Annotated in this window: 11 protein-coding genes; 6 read left to right on the top strand and 5 right to left on the bottom strand. The window is 57.4% G+C overall.

The features are described 5' to 3' along the window. Positions 1-70 precede the first annotated feature (70 nt). Genes ABF979_RS01100 through ABF979_RS01090 form a run of 3 tightly spaced genes read right to left on the bottom strand, consistent with a single transcriptional unit; the run spans position 71 to position 5,023 of the window. On the bottom strand, positions 71-2,092 hold the full coding sequence (locus ABF979_RS01100; protein WP_415557398.1) for a DUF2075 domain-containing protein: 2,022 nt from the start codon (positions 2,090-2,092) through the stop codon (positions 71-73). A gap of 5 nt (positions 2,093-2,097) precedes the next feature. Next, positions 2,098-4,152 carry a glycine--tRNA ligase subunit beta gene (gene glyS / locus ABF979_RS01095; protein ID WP_415557397.1) on the bottom strand — a complete coding sequence of 685 codons (2,055 nt, stop codon included), beginning with the start codon at positions 4,150-4,152 and terminating at the stop codon, positions 2,098-2,100. Then, positions 4,145-5,023 (bottom strand): glycine--tRNA ligase subunit alpha, encoded by an 879-nt coding sequence (locus tag ABF979_RS01090; protein ID WP_061511224.1) that lies wholly within the window; start codon positions 5,021-5,023, stop codon positions 4,145-4,147. Before ABF979_RS01090 ends, glyS begins: the two co-directional genes overlap by 8 nt. Before the next feature lie 162 nt (positions 5,024-5,185). Here ABF979_RS01090 and ABF979_RS01085 point away from each other — a divergent pair, with 162 nt between their 5' ends. The 6 genes from ABF979_RS01085 (at position 5,186) to ABF979_RS01060 (ending at position 12,416) form a co-directional block, all read left to right on the top strand. Next, the gene (locus ABF979_RS01085; RefSeq protein WP_202206524.1) at positions 5,186-5,953 is read left to right on the top strand and encodes a DUF2076 domain-containing protein; all 768 of its coding nucleotides are present in this window, start codon (positions 5,186-5,188) and stop codon (positions 5,951-5,953) included. 148 nt (positions 5,954-6,101) lie between these two features. Next, positions 6,102-7,625, top strand: coding sequence for an FAD-dependent oxidoreductase (locus ABF979_RS01080; RefSeq protein WP_415557395.1), 1,524 nt, complete (start codon positions 6,102-6,104; stop codon positions 7,623-7,625). 81 nt (positions 7,626-7,706) lie between these two features. Further along, on the top strand, positions 7,707-9,503 hold the full coding sequence (gene aspS, locus ABF979_RS01075) for an aspartate--tRNA ligase (RefSeq protein ID WP_415557394.1): 1,797 nt from the start codon (positions 7,707-7,709) through the stop codon (positions 9,501-9,503). A gap of 269 nt (positions 9,504-9,772) precedes the next feature. Next, complete coding sequence (locus tag ABF979_RS01070; protein ID WP_415557393.1) at positions 9,773-11,248, top strand: sugar porter family MFS transporter; 1,476 nt, start codon at positions 9,773-9,775, stop codon at positions 11,246-11,248. Between the two features lie 95 nt (positions 11,249-11,343). Next, complete coding sequence (locus ABF979_RS01065; protein WP_415557392.1) at positions 11,344-11,991, top strand: CPBP family intramembrane glutamic endopeptidase; 648 nt, start codon at positions 11,344-11,346, stop codon at positions 11,989-11,991. A gap of 131 nt (positions 11,992-12,122) precedes the next feature. After that, entirely contained in the window at positions 12,123-12,416 is a 294-nt protein-coding gene (locus ABF979_RS01060) for a hypothetical protein (protein WP_415557391.1), read from the top strand. A gap of 38 nt (positions 12,417-12,454) precedes the next feature. On the opposite strand, the gene ABF979_RS01055 is transcribed toward ABF979_RS01060, so the two are convergent. Together ABF979_RS01055 and ABF979_RS01050 are read right to left on the bottom strand one after the other, a co-directional pair. Continuing rightward, complete coding sequence (locus tag ABF979_RS01055) at positions 12,455-13,225, bottom strand: exodeoxyribonuclease III (protein ID WP_086634585.1); 771 nt, start codon at positions 13,223-13,225, stop codon at positions 12,455-12,457. A gap of 4 nt (positions 13,226-13,229) precedes the next feature. Then, a complete protein-coding gene (locus ABF979_RS01050; RefSeq protein WP_046899719.1) occupies positions 13,230-13,574 on the bottom strand; it encodes a HesB/IscA family protein in 345 nt (114 codons plus the stop codon). Positions 13,575-13,755 lie beyond the last annotated feature (181 nt).

The following is a 13,755-nucleotide window of genomic DNA, read 5'->3' as shown; positions in this document are numbered from 1 at the left end:
CTCAGATATGACCGATCTTGTGCGCTAAAGGCAGTCACGTTTGGGCGACGCAAGAACCTTAGCTATCCATTCATACGTCTAGAAGACCGTTTTCGACTGGGCGGCGAGTTTCCGGGCGGTTCAGTGGTTCAATGCCACATGCCAGAAGGAAGTCAGCAATGCCATTCAGTGTCTCCGGGCAGCGTGTCGGATCATCGGGATTGCCTTCCGGCACCCAGATGATGGTCTCATAACGCGCGCGGGTCAGCAGTACACGATAGGTATTGAGGGACCAGAGGGCTTTTTCAGAAGATTTAACGGTCTGCCATGTGGTCCCGCTAAAGCGCCGGGACTGCCAACGTTGTGGATAGCCTGTACGGATGAGATCTCCATCCCAGCAAAGACCGACAAAATCCAGTTCCAGTCCCTGGATGGCAAATTGAGTGGCAATAGTTTCCAGTGCATCAGAGGCTCGAACGTCCTTGTCTGGAACCCAGCGGTTCAAGAACCATTGAGCGACCGCGTTGGAGTCCATGTGAGCCAATTCTGCTCCCAAGCCCTCCGCACGTAGCCGCTTAGCCTGAGAGCTGGCAATCAGGCCGCAGCGATAGGTCAGGCGGCTTCGTTCTCGCAGGGCTTTGCGTAGCTCCGGAAGACTTCGTGTCAGGCGGAATGGAAGACTGGCGTTCTCAGCAATATTGCGCGCGAGAGAGACATTTCCGTCCAGCACAGCATTGACCCATTTGGGTGTTGCTGTGTCCCGAAGGGAGCGAACCGGCACTGTGAGGTGCAGAGAGGGCTCTTTTTGAACCGGAAGGGACGGGGACAAGGTGGTGAGGCCAAGGGTAGAACTGACGACATTCGGTGATGCGTGGATCTGCCATTCAGGGCGGCTCGCCAGAGCGTCTCCCCAGCAGGCCATTCCGCCTTCACCGTCATGAATTTCCTGCCCTTGTCCGATAAGGCAGATGATGGCGGCAAATCCGTCATGCCGGTGCATGATGTCGAGGAGATGCGCGGGTTCAGACTGCGTCAGGCGAACAGGCCGCTGTGCGCTTTTACGAATGGCCTGATCGGCGTTCCAGGAACGCTGGGCTTCGTCGATGACCATGATCCGTTCTGGCGGGCACTCTGCGGTGCGTCCAACATAGTAATCCCGGAATTTGGTCAGGGACTGAATGGTGGATTCCATGCGCTGTTCTATGGCTGTGCGTTTCTGACCCTGTGCCACAGCGTCACGGGTCAGGGCTTCACGCAGAACATGGACGAGCGTTGCGTTGCCCGTGAGGAAAGTGGCGGAGTTATCGGGCTCCGCCGTACCGAAGGCAGCCTTCAGGCCGCAAAGCGTTTTCCCTGCCCCAGGAATGCCCGAGACAAAAATGATTGTTTTCCGGTGCTGTCTTCGGGCGGTTTCAAGGAGTTCCGTGATGCGGTCTGACGTCAGGGTCAGATTGGTCGCGTCTGCTCTCGCTGTGTGAATATCTGCGACGCTGTGCGTGGAATAGATGAGGCGAGCCGCTTCAACGATACTTGGGACGGGATTGTAGGGCGCCTGTTCCCACTCATCCGGCCGCCTGGGCGCTATGGAGTGCAGTGTCCGGCGCGCGAGATCTGACAAAAGCGCAGTCAGGTTTGTAGCATTGCACTTCAGAACTGGCGTGACGCCAGATCCTAAAAGGAGCGGCGATGTTTGCGCAGGTTGTACGGCTTCTGTCGCAATCAGAATGGGGATGATCGGGTGATGACGGCTGCCCGCGTGAAAGTCCTGAAGGTCCAGCGCGTAACCTTCAGTCTGGGCGAGAGCCGCGGCGTCGAATTGAGACGCACCAACCTTGAATTCAAGAACGAACGTCGCGTCTGGGGAAATGAGGACCGTGTCGATCCGGCCGCCTAGACGGGGAATGGGGAATTCGAACAGGAGCTGCCAGCCTGCCGTTTGCGGCAGAACGGTTAGCGTGGTGCGGAGAAGATCAAGTTGGGTGGCCCAGGCGCGGAGTTGCTGGGGTTCGCTGGAGAAGCGCCTGCGCCCGGCTTCATAGGCGAGACGCTCTCCAATGCGATCCGGGTCCGTGTTGAGGAACGTGGCGACTGGGCCGGACCACCACGCTCCCATCAGGTTCAGCCCTCGATCTGACCGAAATCGGCGATCAGGGCTGTGGTCGTGCGGAAAGTCGCCAGAAGCTTCAGACGGTTGGCGCGAATGTCGGCTTCCGGGGCGTTGACGGTAACAGCATCGAAAAAACGGTCCAGCGTCGGGCGCAGGGCTGCAATCGCCTGCATCGCATCGGTGAAACGCTCGTCTTTCAGGGCTGTCTCGATCGCAGGCACGGCACTGTTCAGGCCGTCTGCCAGAGCGCGTTCTTCGTCCTGCGCGTAAAGAGACGCATCCGGTGTTCCCTTGTGAGGACCGTCCTTTTTGTCTTCGATGCGCAGAATGTTGGCGGCGCGCTTGGCTGCGGCGAGAAGGTTCTTGCCATCTTCCGTCTGGATCATGTCAGACAGCGCTGAAGTGCGGGCCAGAAGGCGCACAAGATCGCCATCCAGACCGCCTGCCAGGGTTGCGGCCAGAACGTCATGGCGTTCGCCTTCGCTGCGAAGCTGAACGCGCAGACGGTCTGCCATGAAGTCCGGCAGTTTGGCGAGTTCTCCGCCGGTGCGACCATTTGCCGCCTTGGCAAAGAGGTCCGTCAGGTCGAGGCGCAGGCCGTTATCACGAATGGTGCGGATTACACCCAGTGCAGCACGACGCAGGCCGTACGGATCGCCCGAGCCGGTTGGTGTTTCGCCAATCGCAAAGAAGCCAGCCAACAGATCCAGGCGGTCCGCAAGGGCCACGGCAACCGAGACAGGGGCCTTTGCCGTATCGTCGGACTGACCGCGCGGCATGTAATGCTCGGCTACAGCCTTCGAAACGGCGTCGCCTTCGCCATCATGTGCCGCGTAATAGCCGCCCATGACGCCCTGAAGTTCTGGGAATTCGCCGACCATACCGGTTGTCAGATCAGCTTTAGACAGCAGACCTGCGCGCTTTGCCTGTGCGATCTGCTCTCCGCTCAGACCCATGGCAGAAGCGACAGTTCCGGCAAGATCGGAAATCCGCTTGGCACGCTCGCCCTGCGTTCCCAGCTTCGCGTGGAACGTCACGGCATCGAGGGCTGCCACGCGGTCTGCGAGCTTTGTCTTGCGATCCAGATCCCAGAAGTGGCGGGCATCGGCGAAACGGGCGCGCAGAACACGCTCGTTTCCGGCGATCGTAAGCTTGCCACCGTCCTTGAACGGCAGGTTGGCGACGAAGGCGAAGAACGGCGCGGCCTTGCCGTCTGCACTGCGCAGGGCAAAGTAGCGCTGATTGATGCGCATCGAGACCTGCATGACTTCGGCAGGCAGGTCCATGAATGCGTCGTCGATGCGGCCCAGAAGCGGAACCGGATATTCGACCAGACCGGCGACTTCATCGACCAGTCCTTCATCTTCCACAACCGTAATGCCCTGCTGTTCAGCCAGACGGTGAACACCGGTACGGATCATGTCGCGGCGCTTGTCCGCATCAACGATGACGGAGCGTGTTTCCAGCTCTTCCAGCCATTGATCTGCCGATCGGACTTCAAACGCGCCGGGCGCCAGAAAGCGATGGCCTTCGGACAGGTTGGAGGATTTCAGGCCGTGAGCATCGTCGCCATCGCGGGCAAGCGAGAAGGGAACGACCTTGCCATTAAGCAGGCAGGTGATGCGACGAAGCGGGCGGACCCATGAGAAGTTCGAGCCTGCACCCCAGCGCATGGACTTGGCCCATGGGAATTTCCACAAAAGGTCCGGCACGGCTTCAGCCACGCGGCTTTCCGCGCTCACGGGATCAAGCTGCTTGTTGAGAACCCAGAAGCCGTTTTCCAGCGTCAGTTCATCAGCCGTTACGCCATGCTTGCGGGTAAAGCCTTCAAGAGCCTTTTCCGGAGCGCCTTCGCGGGGGCCACGCTCGGAGACGGTGCGAGCCGGGATTTCGGCGTCGACGTTCAGAACGGTCGCAATGCGGCGGGTGCCGTAAAACGTCTGAACATCGGACGGGTTAACGCCATCAAGAGCCTTGGTCAGAAGGGCACCGAGTTCGCTCGCAGCCTTGGGCTGCATGCCTGCCGGGATTTCTTCGCAGAACAGTTCAAGCAACAGTTCAGCCATTGGACGTCTCCTCCTCGCCAGCAAGCCACGCTTCACAGGAGGCTTTCGCCAGCGTCCGGACGCGTCCGATATAGGATGCGCGTTCAGAGACGGAAATCACGCCGCGGGCATCCAGAAGATTGAAAAAATGGGAAGCCTTCAGGCACTGATCGAACGCAGGCTGTGCGACGCCAGCTTCCGCCAGACGGATGGACTCTTTTTCCACATTATTAAAATGCGTCAACAGAAGCTGTGTGTCGGCCAATTCAAAATTATGTCGGGAGTAATCGCGTTCTGCGCGCAGGAAAACGTCCCCATAAGTCAAACCTTTACCATTATAATCAAGGTCATAGACGTTCTCGACATCCTGCACGTACATGGCCAACCGTTCCAGACCATAGGTCAGCTCGGTGGAAGGCATGACGGTCGGGATACCGCCAACCTGCTGGAAATACGTGAACTGCGTGACTTCCATGCCGTCACACCAGACTTCCCAACCCAGACCCCAGGCGCCGATCGTCGGGTTTTCCCAGTCGTCTTCCACGAATCGGATATCGTGCTTTTCGGGATCGATGCCCACAGCGCGATAGCTTTCCAGAAGCAGGTTCTGGCTTTCTTCCGGGGTTGGTTTCAGCAGCACCTGATATTGGTGATGCTGCTGGAGGCGGTTCGGGTTCTCACCGTAACGACCGTCCGACGGGCGGCGGCAGGGCTGCACATAGGCCGCAGCCCATGGCTTCGAGCCCAGAGCGCGCAAGGTCGTATGAGGGGAGAGCGTTCCGGCTCCGACTTCTGTGTCATAGGGCTGCAGGATGGCGCAGCCCTTTTCAGACCAGAATTGATGAAGGCGCAGGATCAGGTCCTGAAAGCTGAGCGGCCGGGTCGCAGACAATTCAATAGGCTCCGGTTGGCAAAATTGGCCGTTACCTTACAGCCTGAGGTTCATAACCGGAAGTGAGCGCGCAGGAGGAAGTGGCATCCCTTGTCGATTGACGTTTCGTGCCTCATATGATGGGGGAGAACGTAACTTCTTCGTCTGGAAGGATCAAAGACGATGAACAACGAAGAACGCGAAGTCATTTCCCGCTTTATCGGCCGCGTTGGCGGTGCACAGCAGGGAGGTGGGTTCAGCCAGCAGCAGATGCCAGCTCTTCCGCCGATTGACCCTGAGGCTGATCGCTTCATTGCTGATAACTTCCAGAAATATCCGGAAGCCCGTTATCGCGTGACGCAGATGGCGGTTGTGCAGGAAGCAGCGCTTGCTCAGGCGCAGAACCGTATCCGCCAGCTGGAATTTCAGCTTCAGCAGGCGCAACAGCAGCTTCAGCAGGCTCAGCAGAGCCGTCCTTCCGGAAGTGGCGGACTGTTCGGTGGTCTGTTCGGCGGTGGCAACAACAACCGCCAGCAGGCTTCTGCTCCGCCTCCGGGCTGGGGAGCTCAAGGTGGCGCCATGCCTCCGCCAAACTTCCAGCCGCAGCAGCAGTATGGTTATCCGCCAGGATATCAGCCGGGCATGTTCCAGCGCGGTGGGTCAGGCTTTTTGGGTTCCGCTCTCACCACGGCTGCCGGCGTGGCTGGCGGCATGATGGCAGCGAATGCGCTTGAAGGTCTGTTCAGCGATCATCACGGTGGTGGTGATGCCGGTGCTTTCGGCGGTGGTGGCGAAACCATTATCAACAACAACTATGGTGACGCTGGTTCCGATCCCTTTGGTGGCGCTGGAACGGATGCTGGCGGCGGCTTCACGGATTCCGATTTTGGCGGCGCTGGAGGAGACTTCGGCGGTGGCGGAGACGGTGGTGGCTTCGACGACATGTTCTAAAGACGCACAATGTTACGCCTAAATAGACGTCGCATCACAAAAACCCGTCGGGCTTAGTCCGGCGGGTTTTTTGCTGTCTGCCAACCTGGGTGCCTATACTGCGTTGGTTTTTGTAACGAGATTTTCCACTATTTTCAGGGGCTGTCCGATGAGCACCAATGATTTTCGCGACCTAGTGGCCTTCAAGGATCTGGAAGAGGGACAGATTGCCTCTTTTTCCATGGAGGGCACTTCGGTTGTTCTGGTGAAGGACGGCGAGGAGGTGCATGCCCTGGGTGGCAAGTGCCCTCATAAAGAAGCGCCGATGGAGCAGGGCGCGTTCTGCAAGACTGAAAAAGGCAGTGTGTTGGTCTGTCCTTGGCATAAGGCAGTTTTCGATGCAGTGGATGGCAGCCTTGTAGAGCCGCTCGCTCTTGAGCCGTTACCGCGTTACCCCGTGGAAATTGTCGATGGGCGGGTGCTGGTCGGAACCAACCGTATGAAAAGGGATATGCCGTCGGCGCGTCAGGAAGATGAAACGGTCCTGATCCTTGGTGCAGGTGCTGCGGGAGTGATGGCTGCGGTGACACTTCGTCAGGGAGGGTTCGCCGGAAAAATCACGATGGTGACGGAAGAGAAACACCGTCCGTATGATCGGACTGCATTGAGCAAGACTGTATTGCTGAGTGAGCCGGAAAAGGCCCATGCCCCCTCGCTGCGGAGCGAGACTTTTTATGGGCAGCATCGCATCAGTGTGAAGCACGCAACAATTCTGACCTTTGATCCAGCCTCGAAGACAGCGGAATTGTCAGACGGAACGAGCCTAACTGGCGATCATGTTTTGATCGCAACGGGTGCGCGTTCAAAGCGTCTGGATATCCCTGGCTCAGATTTGAAGCGCGTCTTCACGCTGCACCGGGAACAGGATGCAGAAGACATTGCCCGTGTTGTTGACCCGGACCAGGCAGTGACCATCATCGGAGCAGGTTTCATTGGGCTGGAAGTCGCCTCATGCCTGCGGCAGCGGGGAGTAGGGGTCACGATTATCGCCGATACCGATGTGCCGATGGAAAAGCATTTTGGTCGGGAGATCGGAACGCGTTTGCGGCAGTTGCATGAAGAAAATGGCGTGGCGTTTGTCTCTGACGCGAAGGTTGTGAAAATCTACGGAGACAAAAAGGCGGAAGGGGTGGAACTGGAGGACGGCATGAAGCTGCCAGCATCATTCATTCTGGCTGGCATCGGCGTAACGCCCGTGACGGACTTTGTGCAGGGGCTGGACCGGGATGATGACGGAGCAATCGTCGTAGATCATCTGATGCGGGCTGCTCCCGGTGTTTATGCGGCAGGTGACGCGTCTGCGATCCTGCATGAAGGGAAACCTCGGCGAATCGAGCATTGGCGCCATGCGCAGGTGCAGGGGCGTATCGCTGCCCTGGCCATGATGGGACATGAAACAACCCATCTGCCAACGCCCTGGTTTTGGACGCAGCAATTCGGCAAGAAAATTGAGCTGCTGGGCTGGGGCGAGAGCTTCGATAACGTCAGCCTTGAAGGGGATATCAAGGGCTTCAGCTTCCTTGCGACCTATCTTAAGGATGGAAAGCCCGTTGCGCTGGCGGGTGCGGGTCATGCGTATGACATGGCCAGAGCCGCCGTCGATTTCGAAGGTTTTGTGCAGGAAAAGGTCTGAACTGCGCACGAAGCTTGACATGAGCGGGCCGTCCCGGCTTCCTGCGCCCACTTATCCGCCAGGACGTTGAAGAGGCCCGACATGCATCCATACCGCACCCATGACTGTAGCGCCCTGCGTGAACAGGACGCCGGACAGATCGTCCGCCTGTCCGGCTGGGTGCACAGCAAGCGCGACCATGGTGGCCTGCTGTTCATCGATCTGCGTGATCATTATGGCGTCACGCAGGTTGTTATCCCGGCTGGCACGGACCTGCTGGAAAAGGCAGAGCGTCTTCGCGTTGAGAGCGTCATTACCGTCACCGGCAAGGTTGTGGTTCGTCAGGGCTCCCAGCGGAACCCGAACCTGCCGACGGGTGACATCGAAGTTCTTGCAGAAGAACTCGAAGTGCGGTCCAACGCGGCTGTTCTGCCATTTCAGGTGGCCGGTCAGGAAAACTATCCTGAAGAACTGCGCCTGAAGTACCGCTACATCGATCTCCGTCGCGAGAAGATGCATCAGAACATCCTGCTGCGCAGCCGGGTCATCACCAGCCTGCGCCAGCGGATGATCGCGCAGGGCTTCACCGAGTTCCAGACCCCTATCCTGACGGCGTCTTCCCCTGAAGGAGCTCGTGACTTCCTCGTGCCGGCGCGTCTGCATCCGGGCAAGTTCTACGCGCTTCCGCAGGCTCCCCAGCAGTTCAAGCAGCTTGCGATGGTGGCGGGTTTCGACCGCTACTTCCAGATTGCTCCGTGCTTCCGCGATGAAGCCTCACGCGCCGACCGTAGCCCGGGTGAGTTTTATCAGCTCGACTTCGAGATGTCCTTCGTCACTCAGGAAGATGTCTTTACGGTTCTGGAGCCGGTTCTGGCTGGCGTGTTCAATGAGTTCACGCCGGAAGGCTGGAAGATCACGGACGGCGCATTCCCGCGCATTCCGTATGCTGACGCCATGCGCGATTACGGCTCTGACAAGCCGGATCTGCGTAACCCGTTGATCATCAAGGACGTGACAGATGCTTTCCGGGATTCCGGTTTTGGTCTGTTCGCCAAGATTGCGGCTTCCGGCGGTCAGATCCGTGCGATCCCGGCACCGGGTGCGGGTGATCGTCCGCGTGGTTTCTTTGACAAGCTGAACACCTGGGCCCGTGAGAGCGGTGCGGGTGGTCTGGGCTACATCATTTTCGAGGCAGAAGGCGGTAAGGGCCCGATTGCCAAGAACCTTGAGGCTGAGCGCGTCGAGAGCATCCGTGAGATCTGTGGCATGAAGGCTGGCGATGCCGTGTTCTTTGCTGCGGGCAAGGGTGACGAAGTTGCCAAGTTCTCCGGCGTTGTTCGCACCAAGGTGGCGACAGAGCTGGACCTGATCGAGAAGAACGCGTTCCGCTTCTGCTGGGTTGTGGACTTCCCGATGTTCGAGCTCAACGAAGAGACGGGCAAGGTGGACTTCTCCCACAACCCGTTCTCCATGCCGCAGGGTGGTCTGGACGCGCTGAACACGCAGGACCCGCTGACGATCAACGCCTACCAGTACGACATCGTTTGCAACGGCGTGGAACTGTCTTCCGGCGCAATCCGGAACCATCTGCCGGAAGTCATGCTGCGCGCGTTCGAGATCGCAGGCTACGGCCCGGAAGTTGTGGAAGAGCGCTTCGGTGGCATGCTGAACGCCTTCCGGTACGGCGCTCCGCCGCATGGTGGTGCCGCTCCGGGTGTGGACCGTATCGTGATGCTGCTGGCTGATGAGCCGAACATCCGCGAAGTCATTCTTTTCCCGCTGAACCAGAGCGGCGAAGACCTGATGATGGAAGCACCGGCCCCGGTTGAGCCAGCGCGTCTGAAGGAACTGCATCTGGCACTGGATCTGCCGAAGCCAAAGCCAGCTGTCACAAAGTAAGCCTTCCAGCTTTCGGAACGGAAAAGCTGATGCTCCTGATGGAGTGTCGGCTTTTTTATTGGAGATAAGATTGCGGTGGGTCGGTATAAAAATCACTGATCCAGAATTTTATCAGTATCAAACCAACCTGATTTGGTAGAGTTTTTGAACTGTATTTGTGTAAGGAACGTATCTATGAAGAAGGGTGGAATATGATTTCATTGATGGAAAACTTTTCCATGGAACGACCGTTTCTGTAGCTATCTGTATCGATCAAGAAAGGTTTTTCGGTGAGTAGCTCCCTTCCGGAACGAGATGGCGTCACTGTGCAGGGTCGGGTGCAACAGGGGCGGCGAAATGCTTTTCTTTTTGCTGGTGCAGCCGGCCTGGCCGGTTTGATGTTCGGGCTGGATACCGGTGTCATTGCTGGGGCCCTGAAATTTATGGGGGCAGACCTTCAGGCCAACGAACGCGCGCTGGAATGGATCGTCTCTTCCCTGATGCTTGGAGCTGCGGCTGGCTCGTTACTCGCCATTCCGCTGTCTCATCATCGGGGGCGCCGCGGAGCGATGTTTTATGCAGGATTACTCTTCCTGCTCGGTACGGCCTTATGCTCGCTGACGTCTTCCATCCCCGTCATGATTGCAGGGCGTGTCTGTCTGGGCCTGGGGGTTGGTTTTGCCTCTTTTTCGGCCCCGCTTTACATCGCTGAAATCACGGAAAAAAGCCGACGCGGCAAGATGATCTCGATGTATCAGCTTGTTATTACAGCAGGCATGCTGCTGGCACTGCTATCAGACAGTCTGCTGTCTTATGGCGGCCATTGGCGGTGGATGCTCGGAATTCTGGCTGTTCCAACAGTCGTTTTCATTCTCGCAACCTTACAGGTCCCCTATTCTCCGCGCTGGCTAGCCATGCGTGGGCGTCGACAGGAAGCTCATACGGTTCTGCAGAAGGTTCGTGGTTCCAAGAAAAGGGCGACGGAAGAACTCAACCGCATTGAAGAAAACCTGCGCAAAACAGAGGGGAACGGGTTTGCTCTGCTGAAGTCTTCTTCGGGGTTCCGAAAGACTTTTGCTCTAGGAATCGGTTTACAGATTTTTCAGCAACTCGCGGGCATCAATATCCTGATGTACTACGCACCGCATATTCTGGAGCATCTGGGTTTCTCCACATCGGCTGCCGTCTGGTGCACAACGCTGCTTGGACTGGCCAATATGGTGTCAACGTTTGCCGCTATTGTGCTGATTGACCGTTGGGGGCGCCGCCCTTTGCTGCTTGTCAGCACTGTCGTGGCATCTCTAAGTCTCGGCGTATTCGGAACTCTGCTTTACCTGCATGTTGGCGGGCTGTTTGGGCAGATCGCTATTGTCAGTCTGCTTGTCCTGTTCATTCTTGGATATGCGTTTGGGGAAGGTCCCATTCCCTGGACAATGTGCACGGAAATTCAGCCGCTGCAGGGACGTACTCTCGCAATCGCCTGTTCCACATTCGCCAACTGGATCACGAACTGGCTGATCAGCAACGTCTTTCTGTCTGTCATGGGGGCGATTAACGACTATGGCGTGTTCTGGCTGCTGGCAGGCTTCAATGCGGTTTTCTTCGTGATTGGCTATGTGTTTGTGCCAGAAACCAAAGACTGCTCGTTGGAAGATATCGAGCAGCGGGTCGAAGCGGGAATGCCCTTGCGGGAAATTGGTCAGCCAAGTCGTCCCGAGAAGGCCTCTCCTGCGAACTGGCAGGAGGCAGAGTCACTGTCTGCATGATCGGCCATCGTGGTTTCGGTTTTTGGGTTGTGCTGTCATGGGGAGGGATCCTGTGAGATCGTGAGGTGTGACAGAGTCTTTTGGAAGATCCCGGTATGTCCTCTTCTCATGGTCCCTCTATCCTAAATCGACTTCGTTTAGGGACGGAATTTCTGGCCCTTTACGGAGGTGGCCCTCTTCTGATTTTGATGGAGCGGCGAGCCGGGCTCTTGTTCGGGATGATCTGGATCGCGGCTTTGTTGGCATTTTCCTGGATGCGGCAAAATCGGACTGAACCGCATCAGTTTCGATTTGAGGCACGGGGTATTCTCGTAAGATTTGCGGTTCTCGCGCCGCTTGTTGTGTTGCTGGCATGGTGTCTGTGGCCGGACACTTTTCTCAGCCTGCCACGGCAAAAGCCACTTTTCTGGCTGATGATCATGGCGCTGTATCCTCTGTTGTCCGTCTGGCCTCAGGAAGTTCTGTACCGGGCATTTCTTTTTCGGCGTTACAGCGTTGTCTTCGGATCAACAGAACGAACGGTTCTTGCGAGTGCTGTGGCTTTTGGGTTCGCACACGTCATTTTCCTGAACTGGATTGCTGTTGTCATGACCACGCTGGGTGGTCTGATCTTTGCTCGGGATTACGGGCGGCACCGGTCATTGAAGCTGGTCTGTCTGGAACACAGTCTTTACGGGTGTCTGATTTTTACGGTTGGGCTAGGACGGTTTTTCTACACCGGCGCTGCCTGGCATCATGGCTAAAGTATTGAAACGGCTGTTGCATATTGCAGCAGAGAATCTTTTTTCCGCCACAACTCCGCCTGATCACTGCCTTGTGAGGGCAGCAATGTAGCACTCCTACGCAGCGCCTTTTGTAAGAGGAGTGAGACGCTATGTTGAAACATCTGTCGGGCTTGCTCGCCGCGTCGGCGCTTTTTGTCGGAGCCATGGCTCTGCCACCCATCAGTGGAACGGCCCAAGCTCAGTTCGTTCCCTATCAGGGCCCGTATCGCCAGACGCCGCCCCCACCGCCACATCCTCCCAATGAAAGGATTCCGCCGCATGCACGGACCATGCAGTGGGTCCCGGGGCAGTGGAAATGGGTCGGAAATGGCTATCAGTGGATGCCAGGCCATCTGGCCCGAGTGCAAGCTCACAGGCCGCCGCCATATCTGCCGCGGGGTTGAAATGGAAAAGCCGCTCCTCAGGGGGCGGCTTTTTTTATCTAGCGGAGTGTCACAATGACCGGGACATGGTCTGAAGCTTTTTCAGCCGAACGTTCGTCACGGTCAATCGTGAACGAAACAAGCCGTTCGGCGACGCGCGGGGAGAGCAGGGCGTGGTCAATGCGCAGGCCGGAGTTTCGCTGGAATGCGGCTGCCTGATAGTCCCAGAATGTGTAGTGACGACCAGTTGGGTGAATAGCGCGTAGAGCGTCTGTCAGACCAAGCCATTGCAGGCGGTGGAAGGCTGCGCGGGTTTCGGGTCGCACCAGCGCATCAGTAGGCGAAAGGGCTTTGGGCGCGAGATCTTCATCTGTGGGGCAGACGTTATAATCTCCGATGAAGGCGAATGACTTTTCGCTTTCCAGAAACTCTTTCCCCCGGACCGCCAGAGCCTCAAAGAACGCGAGTTTTTTGCTATAGCCGTCTTCTCCGCCGGAGTTTCCGTTGGGAAGGTAGAGGTTACCAATCGTCAGACCATCAAGCTCACATTCAATATAACGAGCCGTGGGGTCATCGAAGCCGGGCAGGGTGTGCGTTGTAACGTCAAATGGGCGGCGGCCAATGAACGCTACGCCGTTGTAAGCTTTCTGGCCTGTCGTGGCGACGTGATAGCCTGCGTCCTTGAAAACCGCCGGGAACTGGCTGTCCTCACATTTGATTTCCTGAAGGCAGAGCAGGTCGCACTCCGGGTGACGCTCCAGCCAGTCCTGAACGAGATGCGCGCGGGCGCGGATGGAATTGATGTTCCAGCTTGCGAAGGTAAAGGACATTCGATCAGGCCAGCGAGAAGCTTGTACCGCAACCACAGGCTGAGGCGGCATTGGGGTTCGTGACCGTGAAGTGCGCGCCCATCAGCTTGTCTACGAATTCCAACTCGGCGCCTTCAAGCAGATCGAGGCTGGTTTCATCGACATAGACGGTCGCGCCATCGCGTTGGATCAGAACGTCATCATCGTTCTTCGTGCGATCCAGCTTGAACTGGTATTGGAAGCCATTGCAGCCTCCCGCCAGAACAGCCACGCGCAAAGCCAGCCCTTCGGGTTCCGGCTGGGCGGAAATGATTTCCACAATCCGTGCTGCCGCACTGGCAGACATGGTGAAGGAAGGGGTTTCGGACATTGCTCGTTCCCGGTTTCTGGAGGTCTGCTGAAAGGCAGGACGGTTCTGGTCCTGATTATATGGTCAGACTGGGCTCAGGGGCAAAGGGGTAGAGTTGCGCTGAAGGGAGCCTGTCGTAGAATGACGCGTTTGATCCAGCAATTAGAGTGCTTTCCGCGCCTAAGGATCATCAGGGGAGTGT

Origin of the sequence: Gluconobacter sp., from assembly GCF_047723935.1 — a bacterium.
Lineage (GTDB): Bacteria > Pseudomonadota > Alphaproteobacteria > Acetobacterales > Acetobacteraceae > Gluconobacter.
The sequence above is the reverse complement of the archived record's forward strand: the minus strand, read 5'-3'. Positions and strand labels throughout refer to the sequence as shown.